This window comes from Leptotrichia hongkongensis (assembly GCF_007990635.1).
GTDB classification, from domain to species: Bacteria; Fusobacteriota; Fusobacteriia; order Fusobacteriales; family Leptotrichiaceae; genus Leptotrichia; species Leptotrichia hongkongensis.
In genome coordinates this window covers 375,618-398,684 of record NZ_AP019846.1, presented here as the reverse complement: position 1 = coordinate 398,684, position 23,067 = coordinate 375,618, and the positions used below count along the sequence as shown (strand labels likewise).

Here is a 23,067-nt window from a genome sequence, read left to right as displayed (position 1 = left end):
TAAAATGATTTTACTATATAAATTTTTATTTCAAATTATATCTTTTTTCAAGTTCCCTTTTTATATAAACCGACTGAAATTCTTCTTTTAACATATCCATTATAATCACATCATAAGTTTTGCCCATAATCTCAACTGCTTTACGCAATCTCCCAGCTTCCTTAAAACCAGCTTTTTTATATAAATTATAAGCTGCTTCATTATATTCAAATACACTTAACGATATATTTCTCAAATTTAAAAATGAAAAGCCATAGTCAAGTATTAATTTTACAGCTTCTATTCCATATCCTTTTCTTTGATAATTAGAATTTCCAAGCATAATTCCCATTGTTGCAGTACGATTTAGCAAATCTACCGAATTAAACCCTATATTTCCCAAAAGATCATCATTTTCAAGCAGCCTAACAGCAAACATTTTTTCTTTTTTTACTGAAATTAAAAATTCCTTTTCACTTTCGAAATCTATGATATTAGTATAAGAAAGATAGCCCAAACCAACCGAAACTTTTATATCATTAACCATTTCAGCGTATTTTTCAACATCATCAAGAGAAATTGGCGAAAGATAAACATTGTCACCAACTAATGTTTTTAAACATTTTTTATTTTCAAAATTGTTTTCCATCTTATTCCTCCTGAATCAATTTACTTTAGTCAATCTTTTCTCGCCGTTTTGTTGAAATTATAAATTTTTCCTTTAAAGTTCCTAAATCATTATCATTCAATGCATCTTTTATTACATCTAGTTCTCTTTCAAACTGCTGTATCATCTTTAAGAGATTTTTTTTATTACCTATAAAAAGCTCTGCCCACAAATCTTCGTTTATTTTTGCAATTCTCGTCAAATCCCGATAAGAATCCCCAATAAAACGATTCGTATCGTACTTTTCACTATCACTATTTACAAGCGAAACTGCAATTGCGTGGGTAAGCTGGCTCGTAAACGCAATAATTTCATCGTGTTCCTGTGCTGTAAGAAAACTGACTTTCTTAAAGCCCATGCATTTCACAATTTCTGAGAGCAGTTCTAGATTTTCTTTTTTATTTTTTTCATCCTTAATAATTATATAATTTGCATCTTTAAAGACTCTACTATCTGCAAAATCAATCCCACGTTTCTCACGTCCCGCCATAGGATGTCCAAAAATAAAGTCAATATTTCTTCCACTCTTCTCAATAATTGGGTCAATATCCTTAATGATTTTCTCTTTAATTCCAACAACATCAGTAATTATCGCATTTTCCTTAAAATAATTAATATTATTCACAAAGAATGACTTCATCAAGTTCGGATAAAGAGTAATTACCACAAAATCTGACTTTTCCAAAGGCTCTCTTGTTTCCAAAAAACCTTTATTTATAATATTTTTCTCTTCTGCCTTCTTTATCGTTTCCTCATCAATATCAATCCCATAAACAGTCTTAATACCAATCTCCTTAAAACTCTGTGCAAAAGCAGCTCCAATTACTCCGAGTCCAACTATTGTTACTGTCAAATTTTCTATTTTTTTTAAAATTGTAAACACCCCTTTTTACAAATTTTCTTATAAATAGCTATTTCAATCTAAATACCACTATCAAAATTTTAATTATTCCACCAACTTTTATTTTGCTTTTCTAATTTTTTCATTTCCTCTGTTCTTCCTTGCGACTTATAAATTTCTATTAACATATTTCGCTCGTATGTTTTACCATCATTTGGATGCTTAAACGCCATAGAATTTTTATACGCCTTTTCAGCTTCAATAAAATTACCTTGTAAAAAATACATATCTCCTATTCTAATCCAATAATCCCGTGCATCAAACTTTTGTTTTTTATTAGATATTTTTTGTATTGCCAATTTATAATACTTTATGGCATTTTCATAATTTTGAGTTTTATAATCATACATTTGAGCTAATGAAGCATAATCAGGTTGATAATCTTCTAATTCGATTAACTGTAAATAAGTTTTTTCTGCTAAGTCATATTTTTTCAAACTCACATAAGAATATGCTAATATTCTCAAATCTCTAACATCACCTGTTTCCTTATAATTATTTTCATATTCTTGTAATTTTTGTTCACCAAAACTTTTATCCTTCTTCTGTCTTTCCAAAGTTTCTTGAGCTGGTTTATATTCTTTATCAGCAGCTTCTTTCAATAATTTATTTCCTTTTTCATCCTGTTTTATCCAAATATAAAATTCTCCCAAATCATTTAACGCTTTTACATCACCAGATTTTATTAATTCATTATACCGTTCAATAATTTTTTCCTCTAATTCTTTAGTTTTCTCTATATTTACTTTTAAAACTGAAAGCACTATTGAATCTCTCCAGTATCTATAGAATGAAATAATTTTTTCTTTTGTTTCTCTACTATTTCCTAAGTTATTATTTTCTTTTTCATATTTTAATAATAATTTCTCAGATTCTTCAAATTTTCTATTTCGAAAATAATAATCACTTAATTTTAATAGTGAATCCTTATCTCCTTTTTCAATTTGCTTTAAATACTGCTTTTCCTCTTTAGTATAAGTTTCTTTAGAAAAAGAATTAATTGAAGAAATTAAAATTAGTAATAATAGCCATTTTCTTTTCATTTTTTACAACCTTCTAATAAATTTACTTAAAACTTTTCCCTAACACATTCGCAATTTTTTCTACATCCTGCATCAAGTCATCAAACACTTCAAATTTCAATGATTGAGGCCCATCTGACAATGCCTTGTCTGGCTCAGGATGTACTTCTACCATTAATCCGTCTGCTCCAGCAGCAATTCCTGCCATTGCAAGAGGTTTTACCATCCAGTATTTTCCAGTTGCGTGAGATGAATCTACGATTATCGGCAAGTGTGTTAATTTTTTAACCATCGGCACTGCATTCAAATCTAGTACATTTCTGTATGCTGTTTCATAAGTTCTGATTCCTCTTTCACAAAGAACTACATTTTCATTTCCGCCAGCCAAAATGTATTCTGCCGACATTAACCATTCTTCGATTGTTGCACTCAATCCTCTTTTTAACAGTACTGGAATATTTGTTTTCCCAACTTCTTTCAGCAAATCAAAATTTTGCATATTTCTCGCACCTAACTGAATCATATCAAGATGTGGACCAAATTCGTGCAATTGAGCGATTGACATAACTTCACATATTATTGGAAGCCCTGTTTCTTCTTTTGCTTTTTTCATCAATTCAATACCTTCCATCCCTAATCCTTGGAAGGCATAAGGCGATGTTCTAGGTTTTACAACTCCACCTCTTAAGATATTTGCTCCAGCCGCTTTTACAGCTTTTGCTGTATCAATAATTTGTTTTTCATTTTCCACAGAACAAGGTCCTGCCATCATCACAAGGCTATTTCCCCCAATTTCTACATTTCCAACTTTTACAATAGTGTCCTCTGGTTTAAATTTTCTACTTGCTCTCTTATAAGGCTCTTGTACTCTTTGCACATCCAACACATAATCTAGCGACTGGATATGTTTTATATCAATAGTACTGATATCTCCAACTAAGCCCAAAATCGAATATTCTTTGCCATTAATCAATTTAACACTCACATTATTCTCCGTTTCCAATCTATTTACTAAATTTTCCAAGATTTTTTCACTTATTCCACCGTCTACTTTAATAATCATCATTTTTTCTCCTATCTTATTTTTAATTTTTTATTTATAAAACTTTTTTGAATAAATTTCAAACTATACCACAACTACAGCCTTTCCTTTATAAATTACCATAAAAACATCTCATTATCTTCTCCGAACACTTCATAATCTATTTTTTTATGCTAACTATAAAATTTGCTAATTGTAGCTTTATTCTCAATTTCTTACAAAGTATTCTCGTATACTTTAATATTTCTAAAGATTTTTTTTACTTACTTCGCATTCTTAAATATATTTGCTTCAGAAATAACTTCTTCAAAGTTAATTTCTTTGTATTCAATAATTTTCTTGCTCTGAAGCTCAAGTAACCATATTTTAACTTTTTCCTGTATTTCCTAATTTTTCAACTAAATTTTTGTAAAAAAAAACTCTCTTAAAACAACTTTAGGAGAGGATAATATTTATACACAATATTTATTTCTATATTTTACGATACTTTAATAGTTTATTTACATAGTTAAAATTTATAAAATTTACTTAAATAAGTCAAAATTATAAAAATATTTTAAATTATCAAGCAATTATTATATTTTAAACCTCTACATCCAGCAATTATACTTAATTAATCTCAAATCTTATATTTTTCAAAACTACTTAAAATCAATTAACTATAAAATCTCTATTCTTTTGTAAATCCTTCAAATCTTCAACACTACTACTTTTTAAACTACTAAATTACCTTTTAAAATTTTTATTTTTCAATAAATTTAATCTCCTACTATCCTGCTATCCTACTAATTATCTCATATATCATAACAAATATTAAATATATTGTCAACCATTAAAATTATATTAACAGAAAAATCAAGTTAAATAAAAAACAGAGAATAAGTTATCCCTGTTTTCAATATTTTCAAAATTATAAGTTGTATTTTTTCTTAAATTTATCAACTCTTCCAGTTTCATCAACAAATTTAGATTTTCCAGTATAGAATGGGTGAGAAGTTGAACTTGTTGCAACTTTTATTACTGGATATTCTTGACCTTCAAAAGTTGTAGTTTCTTTAGAAGTTTTAGTTGATTTTCCTAAGAATTTTTCTCCGTTACTTGTATCTTCAAATACTACAAATCCGTAAGATGGATGTAAATCTTTTTTCATAATTGCCTATGCTCCTTTCTATTTATAACTATGATTATTTTCAATATTTCATATAATCGAATACCATATTTTTCTTTAATTTTCAAGTATTTGGATTTGAATTTTTTTACTTTCTGTTGTACTTGATTTGAGAATATACTTTTTGTAAAAACTACTTTAAAACCAAATTTAAAAATTATAATTTTTATTCTAAAACAATTCATCTATTTTACTCTATATCTCCATTATTTTACTAATTTCTACTAAAATTCTGGCAATATATTCTCATAAGGCAAACTTATCATTATATCATGCATTACTTTTTTGCTTCCAAATTTTACTATTTCGACATTTCTGCTAATATTATCCCTCCAGCCACAGATACATTCAGCGAGTTTATTTCCCCTTTTAAGTGTATTTTTACAATTTTGTCGCAATGCTCCTTCACTTTTTTTCGCATTCCGTTTCCTTCACTTCCAAGTACAAGACACGTTTTTTCTGGATAATTTTCTTCATAATAATAATTCTGTCCATCAGCTTCTGCACCGTAAACTGTATATCCATATTTTTTTAATTTATCAATCGTATCAGAAATATTTGTGACTTTTACAATATCCACATGCTCAATCGCTCCTGTTGATGATTTTACAACTGTTTCCGTGACTTTCACACTATTTCTATCCTGAATAATAATCCCATCCACTCCAAAACACTCCGCACTTCTTATAATCGCCCCAAAATTTCTTGGATCCTGAACCTGATCCAGCACAACTACTCTTGACTTTTCTTTTCTCAAAAGCTTTTCCAAAAACGCAGAAAAATCCACATAATAATCAAATTCTGAAACAAGTGCCACAACCCCCTGTGAATTTTCAGTCCGTCTATCAGTATAAAAAATCTTTATATTCCTTCTACTTGCCAGATTCAATATTTCCTTGATTGTTTCCTTCTTTATCTTCTTATAAATTTCCAGTTTCTCAATATTTTTATCCGATTTCAACACTTCAATCACTGGATTTATACCTATTATCTTCTCCATTCTTTTTTCTCTCTCTTTCTATTATTAATATTAAAATAAATGATTTTTTCTAATACTGTTTTTCTATTTATTACTTTTTTATTTCAAAATTATTTTGATTAACAATTATTTTTCTTATTTGTATTTATATGTTTTTTCTTTAACGAAATTTTACTTGATTTTTTGTACTTTTCAAAATACATTCTAATTTCATAAAACCGCTGTAAATTATAAAACTTAAAAAATTTGTCGTGATTTTTTGGGAATGAAAACTACTGTCTGAGCTTTTTCAAAATATTGAAATTGCTATTATTTAAAGAGTTGATAAAAACTCTTATTAAAAAGCGAGTTTAGTTTTTATTTCAAAAAAATGCTTAGACGAGCCAGGGTTGCAAGGGAAATGGTGACTGATTTCCCTTGCTTATATAAAAAGAAAAAAACATAGAATTATAAAAAAATATTTATTAACAATAAGCAATTTTTCAAAATCTAAATAAAATCCTTAAGATATATACTTAAAAATTAGATTTGATTTTTTAATAAGACTATCAAATTAATTATTATTGAATTTTATCTCTATTTTTTAAATAGGTTTTAGCATTAAATATATTTTATACTAATTTAATCTCAAAATCAAATAAAAATATTCAACAATTCAATTAATATTAAAAAGGAATGCTCTTATAAAAATTATAAAAAACACTCCTTAAATTATATTAATTTTTATTATTTAAATTATAACCAGTCACTTCTATACATTCTGTATTCAATTTCAGGGAAGATATTATCTCTGCTTTCAATTTCATTTATCCATCCTTCATCCAATCTTCCGTTTTTGAAGTCTTCATAAATTTTAAATAATCTGTGAACGTGATCGCTTATTTTTTTGTGAGCATAACCAACCATTGTTCCTGTATACATTATAAATTCCCAGCAAGAAGTCTGTGCCATCAATAACTCTCTTGCCGCCTGATTCAATGCTCTATATTCTAATTCGTTGTATGGTTCTCTTCCGTTTGCTAATTCTATCATTTTTTGTGCTGCTTTATGTAAATGTCTGTAGGCGTAATCATTTGAGCTATCTATCCAAACATCATAATAACCGTTTGCTCCCCAGCTTGACATACTTACATCAACTATTTGATTTGTAGGATATAATTCTAAATATTTGTATGGTGTTATTGTAGAAAAATTAGATTCTGCTATTGCTCTGAATACCCATTCTAGGAATATTGGCCCTTCATACCACCAATGTCCGTATAGTTCGGCATCATAAGGTGACACTACAATAGGTTTTCTGTATTTCATTTTTGAAGCGAGATATTCTATTTGTTTTGAACGGTTGAAGACAAAGTTGTAGGCGTGTTCTTTTGCTCTTTCTGCTGCTGCCTGCGGATTATAAATAGCTTTATAGGTTCCTTTTTTATCTGTTATTGCATGGTATTTTATTCCAATGTTTCTTCTTACTCCGTCACTATGCAAATAAGGTTTTACAAGTTCATAATCCAGTTCGTAACCAGCATCCTTGTGAAATTCACGGTAAAGTACGTCTCCTGGATAACCTGATTCAGAACTCCAAACTTGCTCTGACGACTCTAAATCTCTTGCAAATGCAGCTACATAGTTTTTTGTGTAGACTGGTGAATAAATACCATAAACTGGACGTGGGTTACTGTGCATAATTCCATGTGCATCTACTAAAAAGTATCTTATTCCATGTTTTTCAAGGAATTTATCCTGTCCTGGATAATAAGCACATTCAGCCAGCCAAATTCCTTTTGGATTTCTTCCAAAGTTTTTTATGTAATCTTTTTTTGCCATAAAAACTTGAGCATTTACTGCTTCAGGATAATCTTTCATTACTGGCAAAAATCCGTGCGTTGCTGTAACTGGAATAATTTCAAGATTCCCTTGATTTTGAAATTTTCTAAATGCCCCTACCAAATCTCTATTGTATTTTTCTTCAAACACTTTCTTTGCTCTTGTATTAAACCATAGATTGTGTTTTGCAACATTTAGCATATCGGGATATGGACTCAGTCTTTCCACTTCTTTTTCACAAAATTCAATCAATTTGTCTATATGACGAATATATCTTTCTCTTAATAACTCATCATTTAACATATTTACAAGTGTTCCAGACATTGTGATTGTTATATTCCAAGGAATATTATCCCTTGTCAAGCTTTCAAACATTTCTAGTAGAGGAACGTATGTTTCTGTAATCGCTTCATATAACCAATCTTCTTCCAAAAATTCTTTATACTCTGGATGTCTTACATATGGCAAATGCGCATGTAAAACAAGACTAAAATATCCATTCATAATTCTTCCTCCATACGTCTAAAATTCTTATATAGTATATTTATACCATACTTTCTGTAAATTTCAAAATTTTTTATAGAAAGTTTACTGATATTTTAAGTTTTCTTTTTTATTATAATTTACATTTTATATTTTAATTTTTAATCTTTAACAAAATTTTCTAATATATATTTATTTTATTCATCAGTCATATAATTAAAAAAATCAAAATATTAATAGTATATTTTATAAAAAAAATCTACACATTTATTTGTTTTTTTAGTTTTAATTTATAATATTATTAATCTTTTTTTATTTTTGTATACAAAAATATTTAGATTGAATTATTTTGAACAATGAATATTTTTTTCTACTTTCATTTATATTCAAGTTTATTTTAAAATCGCTATCTTCCATAACATATGAAATTGTAAATGTTGTTGTAATTCCTCTTCTAATATATTTAGCTGAATGGGAACGAAGCATTTTAATTGAAAGAATAAATGACGGAATTAAAAATATGCCGCAAAAATCTGGAAAAAGATACAGCAGGAAAACTGGAAATGTAATTGGACGGCCAGTTAAAGTCTTAAATCTTTCAAAAGAGGAGCAGGATATGTTAAAGAGGGTAAGAGACAAAGAAATAAGCGTAAAAAGTTTTTGCAGGTTTATTCAGATAAGCAGATCCTCATATTATAAATATTACAGGAACAGCTATCTTGATTAAAGACTAAAGATAGGTGGAATTTCAATTATGACTGATGAATTTTTTGAAGATGAAAATGTAGATAATGGGGAAAATAATCTTGAATATGACAGGGATATTTTTGACATTGAAATTGAATTTGATGACGAAGTTGTTAAGAGAATTGAAAGAACTGAAACAGCTAGATTGTAACTTTACTTTCACAAATGAAATAAGTTTTTGAGTGCAAATGAAAGTCATTTTTTCAAAATTTTATGTGCTGAAAAAATCACGATAAGTTTCTAAAATTTTTTAATTTTCGAAAAACTGATAAGCGTGCTTTCCAAAATTTGAATTTTCGGAAAGTTTATTGGGGAAAATTTTTACAAAAAAAGGACTTGATTTTTTGAAAAAAATGGGATAATATTTGATTAGCGTAGAAAATGAGAGCCTAGTTTTTGGAGGTGGATGGGCAGTTTAAGAAATTTTACTTCAACTCATTTTAAAATATCAAAAGAAAATTTAATTGAATAAAAATAAAATATTTAAGCTTATGTGCAGATTATTGGTAGTTTTCTTCTAAAAGTTTGCACAGGCTTTTTTTTTGATAAAAAAATATATTAGAAAAATCAGGATAAAATTTCTTGAAATTATAAAATAAATTGATGATGATAAAGATTAATGTTCATATTGCGTCATATTAAGCCCGTAGCGTTCGTTAAATTGTTTTTTTGGTAAATCTTTGTCTGATTCAAACTTTTTTTGTTATAGAGATAATATGAGCTTATTTCAAAACAAAAAATAATCGCTGTCTTTTACAACAACGATTATTTAAAACTTTTATAATTTAATTATTCACTTTCATTTTCTAATTCAGAATTATTCTCATCAATATCTTCTTTCGGATTATTAAGTGAATTATGTTTTAAATGTATTAATTCATGTGCTAATACAATATATGTTGGAACTATTTCTGAATATATTTTAGTAGCATTTCCATTACTATCTAATTGTACATTATTAAGTCTTACTTTTTTTTCTGTATTTAGTAATGCAAAATATTCCTTTTCATCGTTTATATTTTTTGGGTAATTATATGTAGACATTGACCCTTTTTCTTGTTGTTTACCATCTCTATCCATTTTTACTTTAAACCAATTATTGGGATCTCTTTGAGTTGTTATCGATACTTTCTTTTATTATTTATTAAATCTGATATTAATCGATTCCCATTTACACACTCAGAATTACCATTTATATTACAAGTTGCTTCTTTTTCTTGATTTCCATTCTTGCTTATACACTTATGTCAATATGACTTATCAAATATATTTTAAGAAATAATATTAATGGTCAATAGTCCATCTTCTGGTTTTTCCTTGCTCTACAAATAGTATATCTATTTCACGTTTTAAATTATATATTTTATTATTAGCCTTATCTTTTATGACAGTTTCAAATATAAATTCATTTTCCATATATGGTCCAGAAGATATGTTATATTTTTCATTCTTTTCTCCTAAAATCCAGAGCAAATCATTATTAATAGAATATTTAAAAATATAACTGTTAATATCAATATATTTACTATTACTTATACTTTCAACATATAAATTTTCATTTATGGAAATTTCTCCTATTTTTTTTTCTTTGTAATAAATTATTATAGTTTCTAAATATAAATTATTCTGCAAACTTTTTAATTTAATAATTATATTACCATTGTCAAAATTTATATCTTCAATATTAGAAATTTTATCTTTATCTCCATAATTTAAACGACGCATTGAAATTTCATAATGATTTTCTTTAATTATCTCACCCCTATTAAAACAATAATAAATTAGTAATAAAAGTAATATTATTATTAAAATTTTTTTCATAAATTATCACCTCAAATCCATTATCCGAGGAGCTATTTGCTCAGGATTAAATTTTAATAAATTGTTTAATTGATTTTTAAAATCATCTAAAAAGAGACGGTCAGATATATACTCCATTGCTTCTTTTAAACCTATAGAACTATATCCTCTTGATATAGCCCAAATTTTTATATCTTCATAATTATCAGACACTACTTTTCCTACTAAAGATAATTCTATTCTTTTTGGTATACTACTTTTATCATCTGGTCCAGTTCCCCAATTTAACCAATAAATTACATCTCTCACATGTTTGGTTTTATCTTCATCTTTATCATTAATATAAGTAACAGTATTAAAAGTTCCTCTATTATAATAATCATTTGTGTTTTGCAACAACGATTATTTGAAAATTTATACTTTAACTACTTACTTTCAATTTCTAATTTAAAATTATCCTCATCAATATTTCTTTTTGAATTATTTTTAAGTGATTTAATATGATGAATTATTTCATGGTAGCATACAAATTCTTCGGAATTAACTTTTTCTGTTTTTTTATCATCTAATTTTTCAAAGGGTATATTTTGATAAACATATAGATATTCAATAAGTTCGTTAATTTTATTCAAATCACTTTCTTTTATTTACAATTGTTTTCAGAATTTAAGGCATTTTAAAAATTAGTTTAGAAAGTATGGGTTCTCTTCTTTTACTCTCTGTTTTTTATTAGGTAAGATAATTCTAATAAATCTAAATATATTGAATACTCATATATATCATTTTTATCATACCTATAAATTCTAACTATATCATTTATATCACTTTGATCTAAATTTTTATAATCCACTTTCCTTTGAGCATTTTTATATCCATCATAATGTATAAATTCATCAACATTTCTCATTCCTACTTTTATCTTATCGTAGTTATTATCTTTATATAAATATTCAACAAGTTGATTTAAAATATTTAATTCTTTTTCCAAATCATATTTCTTTTTTAACTCTATTTCATAATTTTTTATATTATCTAAATTAAGTAGAAAACTAAATTCATTTGTTGAATAAATAATAAAATTTGAACTATAATGGCATGATACTTTTTCTCGTGGATTATAAAATCTCATTAACAAATAATCTCTTATAAAATCAATATGTAGCCTTATTTTCTTATTTATCATTTCTATTTTTTTTTTAACTTCTTCTGAATGATTAGTTGTTAAATTTAAATTTATCATGTTTTTAATTTCTCTTATGAAAATTGAATAGTAGTTTTCCTCTATAGAAGTAGCTTTTATTAGAGGAGTGTTGGTACAAGAAAAATCAGTATTATAATATGCGTCTCCTACGACCTCATATACCTTAACAGAATTAATATTTTTATAATTATTCCCATTTCCATCAATCCTTCCCCTAAAACCTTCTATGTGCTCAGAAAACTTATTATTGATAATAGAATTTTTAAATTTTTTATTAGTTTCAAAAGTGTTCGAATAATTTAAACAATTAAAAAATAAAAACAAAAATAACATCGTATATTTTTTCATTAGTATATCACCCTATCCTTATATTTTTTTTCTCATTTTTTATGAAAAATCCCTGTTTCTATTTTAGCCTTTTTAATCTTTAGCTATCCGTTATTATAAATTCTTAACAAAAAACTTTTAATTTCCCACTTATAAACTCAATTGTTACATCTATATTTTCCCCTTCTTCTCCATCAATGCTTACGTCAATTTCTTCTGTAACTTTTTTTATTTCACAGTTTTTGGCTTGTAAAGTTCGGATGTAATCGTTGTTTGTTAAGTTACTGTTCATTAAGTCTATTAGGATTTTTGGAATATCCAGCGGATTGTCAATGTTTTTTACGATTAAAATATCCATAAATCCGTCATTCATACTGGCTTCATCAATTACATTTTCAAATCCTCCAACACTTTTTCCATTCAGAATTGCGTACAAAATAGCCTTTTCCTTCACTTTCTCATTCCCATCCAGCACAATATCCAAGTCAAAAGTCTTTATATTTGTAAGTTCTCCAAGTCCATTTATATAATAGGCAATTTTCCCAAATGTTTTTTTCAATGTTTTGTCTGTATTGTAGGAAATTTTAGTAAATAGTCCGCCAGCATACGAAGACAAGAACACAGTTTTTCCATTGATTAATCCAAAATCAATGTTTTTAGCAGTTTTTTTAGTAATTTTCTCTATCCAGTTTTCAATATTTTCTTCAATTTTCAATGCTTTTGCAAAGTCATTTGATGTTCCTGTCGGAAATATTGCAACTTCTGGAAACTCAATGTTTTTAGAATAAAGTTCACTTAAACAACGGCTTAATGTTCCATCTCCACCTGATAAAATCAAAATATCATATTTTTCATTTTTTAAAATTTCTGTAAGCAAATCATAATTCTGATTTATGCTGTAAAGTGTCAATGTAATCCCTTTTTCCAGCAGTTTTGTCGTGATTAAATCAAAATTGCTTAAAATTATATTGGCATTTCCAGATTTTGGATTGTAAACCAAAATAGCCTTTTTTAGTTTTTCCATATTTCCTCCTATTTTTTATATTCTTGTCACATAGATATATTATTTCACATCACTTTTTTATAATTTTTTACAACAAATTAAGATTTTTGCTACTCAAATATTTGTATCATCATTTACTTTTACAAAATCTCATTAACCGAATAATCAGAATAAATCTTTTCTCCATCAGTAAGTAACTTTTTCAATTTCATTTTTTCTTCAATCGGTAAATATTCTACAAAAATATTTTTTGCATTTTTTCTCTCCTTCTTCGTTGAATTTTCTAAAAACATTATATTTTCTGGCACTTCAATTTTCGTATCTATCTCTTCAATATTATTTTTGTCCAAATCATCTGTTTTTACCATAAAATCTTCAGAATTTATTATTATGCAAAATCTGTTCTCTACTTCCTGTTTTCCAGCTTCACTTAACTTTTCAGTATTTTCCTGAGGTTTTTCCACAATATTCTCAGAGTTTTCCACATTTTCATTATTTTTAAACTCTATTTTTTCAATTTTCTTGTATTCCAGCTGTTTTGGCTCTTCATTAACTTCAAGATTTTGGCTATTTTCCTTAATTTCATAATTGATTTCGTTTTGCATTGAAAAATCTGTTTTTATAATATTTTCTAGCTTTTCTGTATCCTTGTAATTATAAAACAATGTAAATGGATAGTCATTTTCAGAATATTCTTCATTTATATCAAAATATGATTTTATAAAATTGTTAAAAATTGGCTTTTTATCTGAACTTATTACAATTTGACTTTTTTTATCAGTCATTTTTTTATAATAAATTCCAACTGTCAGTAAAAAGTTTTCAAAATTTGACATTTTGTATTTATATTTTTCATTTTCGTCAAAAATATTTTTTATAATCAAGTTTTTATTTTGCTTAAAAAACTGTGCCAGCAATTCTTTAGTCTGTGAATTATACTCCATTTTCCCAATCAAAAATTCTTTTATTTTCTTAAAAATACCAATTTGCGTGTAATCATAACATTTAAAATTATAATCTCTTTTTATCAATATATTTACAATATTATGATTTGAAGCCTGCTTCACATCCTCCATTTTCACAGTAAAATTCCAGTTATAATACTGATTTAAAAGTATTAACAAGTTGGAAATGCTGTAATCAAGCCGTCCAATGAACTTTCTTCCTTGAAAAAGCGAAACCTGGTCAAATTCCATTTTCATTGTAATTTTCTTTTCCGTTTCCAGCTCAATATTTGTATAAAATACCGACTTCATCGGGAAAGATGTGTTAAAAAGCGAATGATAATAAGACAAAGTATCGTCCTTCAATTGCGATACCTTCACATCCTCAACGTACACTTTCGTATAATATCTGTCCTGAAACATTTCTGTCTTTAATTTATAAACAATATCGTAAAACAAATTCTCATTCAACTCTTTAAAATACTCGCCAGAATTAAACCAGACAGCATTTTTATTAAAAAATCCCTTTTGCTTTATGTCAAACATTATATGATTTTTATTTTCTCCAATAAATTTTATATTTTCAAAAAGTACGTTATTTGTCCTGAATGTCGGCATTGGATTTCCAAAGCCAAATGGCTTCAAAAGTTCTATTATTTGGAAAAATTCGTAGGAAACCTTTTGAATTGGTATTTGCTTATCAATTTCTATTATTTTTACAAAATCCTCTTCTTTCAGTTTTGTTTTTGCAAATTTATTTATTTTTTTCCTAAATAATTCCAAATTTTTTATTCCAATCGTAAATCCTGCTGCTCCAGAATGTCCCCCAAACTTTACAAAAAGTTCAGGCATTGACTGCAACGCCTCTAAAATATTAAAATTTCCAATGCTTCGGCATGATCCAACTGCTATTCCTTCATCTTCCTTCACTTCAATGATAATCGCAGGCTTGTAATATTTATCCACAATTTTGGAAGCCGCTATACCAATTACTCCGTGATGATATTCAGGCGAATAGTCTACAATCACATAATCTTCCTTCAAATCGCTTTCTTCAATATGTTTTTCCACTTTTTCGACGATTTGATTCTGCAATTCTTTTCGCTCAAAATTCTTATTAATCAATTCCTTTACGATTATCTCAATTTCCCTGTCATTATCAGAAATTAGCAATTTTACCACCATTTTTGCATCTTTAAGCCTTCCAGCCGCATTAAAGACAGGTGCGATGATAAAGCCCACATCATACGAATTATACTCAGTTTTTTCATTAAAACCTGAATTTTGCGTACTAAACAATTTATACAGCAAAAATCTAAGCCCCTTATTTTTAGAACGGCTAAGCTGCTCCAGCCCAAATTTTGTCAAAATCCTGTTTTCTTCAACCAGTGGCACAATATCCGCAACTGTACCAATTGCTACTAAATCTAGATATTTATATGCTTTTGCCTTTTTCCCAATTCTTTCATAAAGACAAAGAATTACCATAAAAATAGTCCCAACTCCCGCTAGAAATTCAAAGGAAAATTCATTTTCAGGACGTTTTGGATTCACAACTGTAATAGCGTCTGGAACTTTATCCCCATGTAAATTATGGTGATCTGTAATAATTATCGGCAAATTTATAGAATTTGCAAACTCCACTTCAGGAAACGCTGTAATTCCACAATCCACAGTAATTACCAAATCTGCCCCAGATTCTTTTATTTTTTTCAATGCTTCATTATTCAACCCATACCCTTCATCCCGAATAGGAATGTAGTAGTTCACATTTTCCGCCCCAAGCTCCTTTAACGCCATATACAAAATAGATGTCGAAGTAATTCCATCCACATCATAATCCCCGTATATCCAAATATTTTTCTGTTCCTTTATCGCCTTTTCAATTTCCAAAACTGTCTTTTCCATATCCTGCAGTCCATAAGGATTCTGGATATTTTCAAGTTTTGGATTCAAAAACTCCCTGATTTTCTTCTCTGTCGTTATTCCCCGTGAATAAAGTATTTTCAAAATATCATTATCAATTACCGAACTTAAATTTGTATTTTCAAAATTCTGTTTTTCAGTCTTACTTTTTTTCATTTTTTTTGTTTTTTCATCATTTTTCTGCTTGTCATCTCTTTCAATATATTCCCTCTCCTGTCGTGGATTAGGAATAATTTTTGCAGCCCATTTCGTATTTCTCATAGTTTTCTCCTCTTTTATATTTTCCCCTCTTATTTTAAACTTTATTTTTATTATTGTACTCTCTTTTTAAGTATTCGAATACTAAATTCTTTTAAAATATTCATTTTAATACTAATTTCTAACTAAAAATGGTACACAACCGATGTTTTCGCTAACTTAATTTTTTCATTTTCACAAGAGGTCAAGACCTCTTGCTTTAGAATATTTGTTTTATTAATAAAGACATATAGTTGTCGAACAGGTTTAATCAATAGCGACAATATATACTTTTTCCTAATTTATTATACATAGTTTAATCAGATATTAGTATAAGCTATTTTGATTAATATTTCTTTATTAAAGCAGCCTTCATAATTAAATTAAAAATGTCGTGATTTTTTTAGAATGAAAACGACTAAATACATTTATGTGTTTCTTTCACTAGAATCTTCATAGCAAATATATTTTGTAGAGTTGTTCTAATCTTTATCTGCGAAAGTGAGCATAGCGAGTTTCGTTTTCGTTTCAAAAAAATGCTTAGACAAGCTGGGATTAGTGCGTAGCACTTTCGCCAAAATCTTCAGATATTATAATTTGAAGAAATTGAAATAACTAATATTGCGAAATAAAAGGGGATGGCGACTCTTCCCCTTTGCTTTATAATAAAGAAATAACATATAAATTTTAAAAAATATTTATTAACAATAATTCATCTTATGGATCTTAAATAAAAAGCATTAATTTAAATATCTACATAATTTTACCACATTTTTTTATCAAAATAAATGCCACCTATTCTAATTTTTTTCTAAAAAATAAGAAAAACCCCTAAAATAAAGGGGAATTTCTTTTTATAAAAAATAAATTTTATTTTAATTTAATTTTATTCTTCTGTTGAATAATCCATTGCTGCCATTCGTTTATAGTAGTTCCAGTTGTCTTTGGCATTCTTTAAGTTTGCTTCAAGCAATTCTTTCGCTTTTTCAGGAAATTCTGCGGCTAGGGTTGCATATCTTCGTTCTCCTAGCAGGAAATCTTCGTATTTGTCCCAAGCGGGATTTCGTGTATCTAACTGCAGTGGATTTTTCCCTTTTTCAGCGAGTCTTGGATCATATCTGAAAATTGGCCAGTATCCTACTTCTGTTGCAAGTTTTTCTTCTGTCTGGAATTTACCCATTCCAGCTTTTATTCCATGCTCTATACAAGGTGAATAAGCAATTATTATTGATGGTCCTGAATAAGACTCTGCTTCTCTTATTGCTTTTAGTGTCTGATTTTGATTTGCACCCATTGAAACTTTTGCTACATAGATATTTCCATAAGTCATAAGTATTGCAGCCAAATCCTTTTTCTTAGTTGGCTTTCCAGAAGCAGAAAATTTTGCTACTGCTCCTGCTTTTGATGCTTTTGAAGCCTGTCCTCCTGTATTTGAGTAAACTTCAGTGTCAAGCACAAGCATATTGACATCATCTCCAGAAGCTAGTACATGGTCAAGTCCACCAAATCCAATATCATAAGCCCATCCATCTCCTCCAAACATCCAGATAGATTTTTTGATTAGATATTGTTTTAGTTCCAATATTTCAGTTATGTTGTTTTTTACTTTCTCATTTGAATTCTCAGAATTTTCCTTTTCCATTAAAGTTACTAGTTCATCACGTATTTCCGTAGTCTTGTCTCCATCATAAAAGTTATCTGCAAATAAAGTAAATAAATCAGAAAGTTCTGTTGAAACATCAGCCTTTATTTCTTCCATTCTTTTTAAAATTCTAAGTCGAATTGTATTTACAGCCTGAAACATTCCATACCCATATTCAGCATTATCTTCAAATAGTGAAGAAGCCCATGCAGGCCCACAGCCGCTTTCAGCAGTCGTATAAGGTGAAGACGGTGCAGAAGCTCCATAAATTGAAGAACATCCTGTAGCATTTGCCACAATCATACGTTCTCCAAATAACTGTGTTACTAATTTGATATAAGGTGTTTCTCCACAACCTGCACACGCTCCAGAAAATTCAAACAGCGGCTTTGCGAATTGTGAGCCTTTTACAGTATTTTTCCCTAAAATCTTATCTTTGTATGAAACATTGTTAAATAAGTAATCTGTGTATTCAATTTCATTTCTTTCAATTTGAGACTGAGTAGATTTCATAACAATGGCTTTTCCACGTGGTGCAGGACAAACATCTACACAGGCACTACATCCTGTACAGTCCAGAGGCGATACCTGAATCTTATATTCAAGTCCATCCATTCCTCTACCAAGAGCTTTTATTGTAGGCATTCCCTCCGGTGCCTTTTTCATTTCTTCTTCATCAAGCAGAAACGGACGTATTACAGCGTGAGGACACACATACGCACATTGATTACATTGGATACACATGTCTGGCTGCCATTCTGGCACTTCATCAGCAATTCCTCTTTTTTCATAATGTGCCGTTCCATGCTGGAAGCTTCCGTCAACCATTCCATTTTCTATAATTGAAGAAACTGGCAATTCGTTACCTTTCATAAGATTAATCGGATCTGCAATCTTTTTGATAAATTCAGGTTTTGCAGCTTCAATAATTTGCTCATTGACTTCAAGGTCTGCCCATTCTGGCAATACTTCAACTTCTTCCAGACCGTCAATTCCTCTGTCAATAGCATTCCAGTTTTGTTGAACAATATCTTGTCCCTTTCTTCCATAACTTTTTTCTGCATACTCTTTCATGTATTCCTTTGCTTCTTCGTGAGGAATTACTTCTGAAAGATAGAAAAAGGCTGATTGCATAATAGTATTTGTTCTATTTCCTAATCCAATTTCTTTAGCTAATTTTGTAGCATTTATAATGAAAAATTTGATTTTTTTTCTAGCTAGTTCCCTTTTTATCTCATTCGGAATACTTGGTATCAATTTCTCCTTTTCCCAAATTGTATTTAAGAGGAATATTCCACCTTCTTTCAATCCAGAAATCATATCATATTTCCCAAGATATGCAGGTGCCGAACAGGCTACAAAATTAGGTCTCGTAACTAAGTAAGTTGAGCGAATTGGATTTTTACTGAATCTCAAATGGGATCTTGTCACTCCTCCAGCTTTTTTGGAATCGTATGCAAAATATCCCTGTGCATACAAATCTGTCTTATCTCCAATAATTTTTATCGAATTTTTATTTGCTCCAACTGTTCCATCTGAACCAAGCCCAAAGAACAGACATTCTTTTACATCTTCATTTCCTGTAAACACTTCATCTTCAAGTGCAAGAGATGTAAATGTTACATCATCAATAATTCCAATTGTAAAATTATTTTTAGGCTCTTTTTGTGCAATATTCTTGAACACTGCTATAATTTGTTCTGGCGTTGTATCCTTTGATGACAGTCCATATCTTCCACCAACAATTTCAGGTGCATTTTCACGTCCATAGTAAAGTGCCTTTACATCCATATATAATGGCTCTCCCAATGCTCCAGGCTCTTTTGTCCTGTCAAGTACAGCAATCTTTTTCACGCTTTTTGGCATTGCATCAAAAAAATACTTGCTGGAGAAAGGACGATATAAATGAACATTCAGTACACCTACATTTTCCCCATTTTTATTCAGATAATCCACAACTTCCTTTATTGTTTCATTTACAGACCCCATTGCAATAATAACTCTTTCAGCAGTTTCTGATCCATAATAAACAAAAGGTGCATAGTTCCGTCCTGTCTTTTCACTAATTTTTTTCATATAGTCATTTACAATATCAGGTACAGCTTCATAAAATTTATTTTGAGCTTCTCTTGCCTGAAAATAAATATCGTCATTCTGAGCTGTTCCCCTTGTTACAGGATTTTCTGGATTTAATGCTCTTTCCCTAAATTCCTGAACAGCTTTTTTATCAAGCAGGCTTTCAAGAAACTCATAATCCATAACCTCTATTTTATTTATCTCATGCGAAGTCCTAAATCCATCAAAAAAATGCATTACTGGCACTCTCGACTTAATTGCTGTTAAATGTGCAATTCCAGCAAGATCCATAACTTCCTGAACCGAACTTGTCGCAAGCATAGTCCATCCTGTCATTCTAGCCGAGTAAATATCCTGATGATCTCCAAATATTGATAACGCCTGTGCAGAAATAGCCCTTGCCGCCACGTGCATTACACCTGGAAGCAATTCCCCAGCTATTTTATACATATTAGGTATTTTTAATAGTAATCCTTGAGAAGCAGTAAACGTCGTTGTCAAAGCCCCAGTTTGCAACGATCCGTGTACAATCCCCGCAGCTCCAGCTTCTGATTGCATTTCCACAACCTTTACTGGCATTCCAAATAAATTTTCCTTTCCGTATGATGCCCATTGATCTACAAGCTCTGACATAGTTGATGACGGAGTAATCGGATAAATTCCAGCGACTTCCGTAAATGCGTAAGCTATATGAGCTGCAGCTTGGTTACCATCCATTGTTTTCATATTTTTTGTCATTTTTCCCTCCAAATTAAGAAACTTTATAACTTTTTCATTTTTTGTTTCATTATAAAATTTCAATTACATATATATAATTATATATTTTCTAGCCCAAATTTGCAATTATTTTTTAACTTTTCTTTTTATTATTTTTTACTTTTATGAATCAAGTCATTGTTAATAAAGTTTTTCTCTTTTATTTTCGCAGGATTACTCATTGCCAGCAAAAAAATACTCCTACGGACTAGTTTGTACTAAACTATGTTTAAAAATGAAAATTATATTTTTATTATTTTGAAATAGTAGGTTTTTATCCTTTATCGGAAAAGTTTGTAATAATTTCGTTATTTAAATGGACTTTAATATTAAAAAGAAATTTCATTTCTAAAAAATTAAAATTATTTTTAGTTTAACTATAATTAGTTAATAGTTTTAGATTAAACACTATTGAAAGGGAATACTGTATTTTAGAAAAATAAATCCATGCGAAAAAGTTTGCTTATTTATAAAATTTAGTATATAATATACTAAAAACAAAAAATAAATTTTGAGGTGATTATAAAAATGAAAAAATTAACATTATTTTTTATGACATTGCTTTTATTTAATGTGTCATTTGCAAAGGAAAAAATTGATACTACTTTTACATTTCGAGATTTTTCGCCAACATCAGCGAGTATTGTAAGAGTTACTCCAAAAACAAAAATTCAAAATAAATCAAGAATTTCATATCCTGTATTTGCTGGTAGAAATTCTACTGTTACTAAAAATATGAATACAAATGTAACAAGATTTATCTCTGATTATAAATCTACAAAACATATTTCTTATAATGTTTCTTACGATGTAACAGCAAACAACAGTTCATTTGTAAGTATTTTATTCAAAATTGAATTAACAGACAATGATACAGGACAAAAAGCAAAACTTCACAATGCAATGACATTCAACTTAAAAAATGGAAAAGTTTTACAGCTTAAAGACCTATTTGCCGATGGATTTGAATCTTCTCTATCAAGTGCAATTAATGATAAATTTAAACAGTTTGGTCTTCCTCAAGTTGATAGATTTGATGCAATTGTAAAACAGCAAAATTTCTACATGGAAAATGATTCTATTATCTTTATTTATAATAAAGGTGAAGCTTCTAATTTTGCTGATGGGGAAGTATTTATTCCATTCTTATTGACAGATTTAATAGGAATCTTAAAATAATTTTAAACTAAATATATTAATTAAAAAATACACTAAAAAATAAATTTTACTTTATTAATAGTGTATTTTTTTATTTACTTTGTAGCTTTTTCTATTAAAATTTCACGTTTGTAAGTATCCATATTGGCTTTTGCCCCAATTGGCACGGTAATAAATGGTCTTACGTGTCCAGATTTGAAATTTTTTACAATCGGAACATTTAATTTTCCAAAGTTATCATAAAAAACTTCGTCAATAGTCATATCTGTTGGATCTGACTGTTTAGGATTCTTAAAATCTCCTAATATGATTCCCTGTAATTTATCAAATTTTCCAGCCAGTTTTAATTGTTTCAACATTCTGTCCACACGATAGCTTACTTCGTTTGTTTCTTCTAGAAATAATATTTTTCCATCTGTATTAATTTCGTGGTCTGTTCCAAGTGTAGCAACTACTAATGATAGATTTCCACCAGTAATCCTTCCGCTTCCACGTCCAGTTTTCATAATTGAATAAGTATCATCAAAACCTAACAAATTATATGATTCATTACTTGTGAAAGCTTTATTAAAGGAATTTTCTGTAACTGGCGGAATATTTTTCAAATTATCTGCCATAGGTCCGTGAAATGTCACAAGCCCAGTTTTTTCATTAATTGCGAGTAATAAAGTTGTATTGTCACTAAATCCTGAAATAATTTTAGGATTTTTCTTGATTACGTCATAATTTAATTTATCTACAATTCTAATTCCGCCATATCCACCACGCACAGCAAAAATAGCATTAATCTTAGGATTTGCAAACATATCATTTATATCTTTTGCTCTTACATCGTCAGTTCCTCCAAATCCGTACCATCTTGATGAAAATGACTGTCCATATACAACATTAAATCCTCTGCTTGTCAAATATTCTATTTCTGCGTAACTATTTTCGTTAGTATAGTTTGCAGGTGCTATTAAACCAATTGTATCGCCTGGTTTTAGTCCTTTTGGAATTACAATTTCATTTACTGTATTATTTTTTGCACTCTGAGAATCTACAGCATTTTTTATTTTTGTACTTACGCCTGAACTACTTCTTGTTGTATTGTATGTGGCATTTAATGTTAAACTAGTTGTTAATAGTCCTAATAGTAACAATTTTTTATTTATTTTTATTGTTCTCACTTCCTTTTATAAATTTGAT

Annotated in this window: 19 protein-coding genes; 3 read left to right on the top strand and 16 right to left on the bottom strand. The window is 28.6% G+C overall.

Annotation, left to right across the window (positions count from 1 at the left end):
- Nucleotides 1-25: 25 nt before the first annotated feature.
- The 7 genes from FVE75_RS01945 to FVE75_RS01915 form a co-directional block, all read right to left on the bottom strand.
- Complete coding sequence (locus FVE75_RS01945; protein ID WP_147004944.1) at nucleotides 26-628, bottom strand: GNAT family N-acetyltransferase; 603 nt, start codon at nucleotides 626-628, stop codon at nucleotides 26-28.
- Nucleotides 629-653: 25 nt separating this feature from the next.
- Nucleotides 654-1,529 carry a prephenate dehydrogenase gene (locus FVE75_RS01940; protein ID WP_147004943.1) on the bottom strand — a complete coding sequence of 292 codons (876 nt, stop codon included), beginning with the start codon at nucleotides 1,527-1,529 and terminating at the stop codon, nucleotides 654-656.
- A gap of 59 nt (nucleotides 1,530-1,588) precedes the next feature.
- Complete coding sequence (locus tag FVE75_RS01935) at nucleotides 1,589-2,590, bottom strand: tetratricopeptide repeat protein (protein WP_021769007.1); 1,002 nt, start codon at nucleotides 2,588-2,590, stop codon at nucleotides 1,589-1,591.
- Between the two features lie 22 nt (nucleotides 2,591-2,612).
- On the bottom strand, nucleotides 2,613-3,632 hold the full coding sequence (gene aroF / locus FVE75_RS01930; RefSeq protein ID WP_147004942.1) for a 3-deoxy-7-phosphoheptulonate synthase: 1,020 nt from the start codon (nucleotides 3,630-3,632) through the stop codon (nucleotides 2,613-2,615).
- Nucleotides 3,633-4,521: 889 nt separating this feature from the next.
- The gene (locus tag FVE75_RS01925; RefSeq protein WP_006806019.1) at nucleotides 4,522-4,761 is read right to left on the bottom strand and encodes a type B 50S ribosomal protein L31; all 240 of its coding nucleotides are present in this window, start codon (nucleotides 4,759-4,761) and stop codon (nucleotides 4,522-4,524) included.
- Between the two features lie 319 nt (nucleotides 4,762-5,080).
- Complete coding sequence (rlmB, locus tag FVE75_RS01920) at nucleotides 5,081-5,779, bottom strand: 23S rRNA (guanosine(2251)-2'-O)-methyltransferase RlmB (RefSeq protein WP_147004941.1); 699 nt, start codon at nucleotides 5,777-5,779, stop codon at nucleotides 5,081-5,083.
- A gap of 714 nt (nucleotides 5,780-6,493) precedes the next feature.
- Complete coding sequence (locus FVE75_RS01915; RefSeq protein ID WP_147004940.1) at nucleotides 6,494-8,083, bottom strand: glycoside hydrolase family 57 protein; 1,590 nt, start codon at nucleotides 8,081-8,083, stop codon at nucleotides 6,494-6,496.
- Nucleotides 8,084-8,411: 328 nt separating this feature from the next.
- Here FVE75_RS01915 and FVE75_RS01910 point away from each other — a divergent pair, with 328 nt between their 5' ends.
- Both FVE75_RS01910 and FVE75_RS10865 read left to right on the top strand, forming a co-directional pair.
- Complete coding sequence (locus FVE75_RS01910; protein WP_232052586.1) at nucleotides 8,412-8,789, top strand: helix-turn-helix domain-containing protein; 378 nt, start codon at nucleotides 8,412-8,414, stop codon at nucleotides 8,787-8,789.
- A gap of 27 nt (nucleotides 8,790-8,816) precedes the next feature.
- Entirely contained in the window at nucleotides 8,817-8,960 is a 144-nt protein-coding gene (locus FVE75_RS10865) for a hypothetical protein (RefSeq protein WP_172618754.1), read from the top strand.
- A 638-nt stretch (nucleotides 8,961-9,598) separates the two neighbouring features.
- Here the strand turns inward: FVE75_RS10865 and FVE75_RS01905 are convergent.
- From FVE75_RS01905 to nifJ, 8 genes are all read right to left on the bottom strand, one after another.
- Entirely contained in the window at nucleotides 9,599-9,889 is a 291-nt protein-coding gene (locus FVE75_RS01905) for a type III secretion system effector protein (RefSeq protein ID WP_026748817.1), read from the bottom strand.
- Between the two features lie 204 nt (nucleotides 9,890-10,093).
- Nucleotides 10,094-10,630, bottom strand: coding sequence for a hypothetical protein (locus FVE75_RS01900; RefSeq protein WP_147004939.1), 537 nt, complete (start codon nucleotides 10,628-10,630; stop codon nucleotides 10,094-10,096).
- A gap of 6 nt (nucleotides 10,631-10,636) precedes the next feature.
- Entirely contained in the window at nucleotides 10,637-10,918 is a 282-nt protein-coding gene (locus FVE75_RS01895) for a hypothetical protein (RefSeq protein ID WP_172618753.1), read from the bottom strand.
- 116 nt (nucleotides 10,919-11,034) lie between these two features.
- On the bottom strand, nucleotides 11,035-11,241 hold the full coding sequence (locus tag FVE75_RS01890) for a hypothetical protein (RefSeq protein WP_147004937.1): 207 nt from the start codon (nucleotides 11,239-11,241) through the stop codon (nucleotides 11,035-11,037).
- 80 nt (nucleotides 11,242-11,321) lie between these two features.
- On the bottom strand, nucleotides 11,322-12,158 hold the full coding sequence (locus FVE75_RS01885) for a hypothetical protein (protein WP_147004936.1): 837 nt from the start codon (nucleotides 12,156-12,158) through the stop codon (nucleotides 11,322-11,324).
- 103 nt (nucleotides 12,159-12,261) lie between these two features.
- Complete coding sequence (locus FVE75_RS01880) at nucleotides 12,262-13,161, bottom strand: diacylglycerol/lipid kinase family protein (RefSeq protein ID WP_147004935.1); 900 nt, start codon at nucleotides 13,159-13,161, stop codon at nucleotides 12,262-12,264.
- A 119-nt stretch (nucleotides 13,162-13,280) separates the two neighbouring features.
- A complete protein-coding gene (recJ, locus tag FVE75_RS01875; protein ID WP_147004934.1) occupies nucleotides 13,281-16,271 on the bottom strand; it encodes a single-stranded-DNA-specific exonuclease RecJ in 2,991 nt (996 codons plus the stop codon).
- A gap of 862 nt (nucleotides 16,272-17,133) precedes the next feature.
- Entirely contained in the window at nucleotides 17,134-20,703 is a 3,570-nt protein-coding gene (gene nifJ, locus FVE75_RS01870) for a pyruvate:ferredoxin (flavodoxin) oxidoreductase (RefSeq protein ID WP_147004933.1), read from the bottom strand.
- Nucleotides 20,704-21,249: 546 nt separating this feature from the next.
- Here nifJ and FVE75_RS01865 point away from each other — a divergent pair.
- Complete coding sequence (locus FVE75_RS01865; RefSeq protein WP_147004932.1) at nucleotides 21,250-21,900, top strand: RsiV family protein; 651 nt, start codon at nucleotides 21,250-21,252, stop codon at nucleotides 21,898-21,900.
- A 74-nt stretch (nucleotides 21,901-21,974) separates the two neighbouring features.
- On the opposite strand, the gene FVE75_RS01860 is transcribed toward FVE75_RS01865, so the two are convergent.
- On the bottom strand, nucleotides 21,975-23,048 hold the full coding sequence (locus FVE75_RS01860; RefSeq protein WP_147004931.1) for a S66 peptidase family protein: 1,074 nt from the start codon (nucleotides 23,046-23,048) through the stop codon (nucleotides 21,975-21,977).
- Nucleotides 23,049-23,067 lie beyond the last annotated feature (19 nt).

Bases quoted from the DNA above. Each gene is read 5' to 3' on its own strand.
- FVE75_RS01945 (WP_147004944.1), bottom strand. From the start codon at position 628: ATGGAAAACAATTTTGAAAATAAAAAATGTTTAAAAACATTAGTTGGT.
- FVE75_RS01935 (WP_021769007.1), bottom strand. From the start codon at position 2,590: ATGAAAAGAAAATGGCTATTATTACTAATTTTAATTTCTTCAATTAAT.
- aroF (WP_147004942.1), bottom strand. From the start codon at position 3,632: ATGATTATTAAAGTAGACGGTGGAATAAGTGAAAAAATCTTGGAAAAT.
- FVE75_RS01925 (WP_006806019.1), bottom strand. From the start codon at position 4,761: ATGAAAAAAGATTTACATCCATCTTACGGATTTGTAGTATTTGAAGAT.
- rlmB (WP_147004941.1), bottom strand. From the start codon at position 5,779: ATGGAGAAGATAATAGGTATAAATCCAGTGATTGAAGTGTTGAAATCG.
- FVE75_RS01915 (WP_147004940.1), bottom strand. From the start codon at position 8,083: ATGAATGGATATTTTAGTCTTGTTTTACATGCGCATTTGCCATATGTA.
- FVE75_RS10865 (WP_172618754.1), top strand. From the start codon at position 8,817: ATGACTGATGAATTTTTTGAAGATGAAAATGTAGATAATGGGGAAAAT.
- FVE75_RS01905 (WP_026748817.1), bottom strand. From the start codon at position 9,889: ATGGATAGAGATGGTAAACAACAAGAAAAAGGGTCAATGTCTACATAT.
- FVE75_RS01900 (WP_147004939.1), bottom strand. From the start codon at position 10,630: ATGAAAAAAATTTTAATAATAATATTACTTTTATTACTAATTTATTAT.
- FVE75_RS01885 (WP_147004936.1), bottom strand. From the start codon at position 12,158: ATGAAAAAATATACGATGTTATTTTTGTTTTTATTTTTTAATTGTTTA.
- FVE75_RS01880 (WP_147004935.1), bottom strand. From the start codon at position 13,161: ATGGAAAAACTAAAAAAGGCTATTTTGGTTTACAATCCAAAATCTGGA.
- recJ (WP_147004934.1), bottom strand. From the start codon at position 16,271: ATGAGAAATACGAAATGGGCTGCAAAAATTATTCCTAATCCACGACAG.
- nifJ (WP_147004933.1), bottom strand. From the start codon at position 20,703: ATGACAAAAAATATGAAAACAATGGATGGTAACCAAGCTGCAGCTCAT.
- FVE75_RS01865 (WP_147004932.1), top strand. From the start codon at position 21,250: ATGAAAAAATTAACATTATTTTTTATGACATTGCTTTTATTTAATGTG.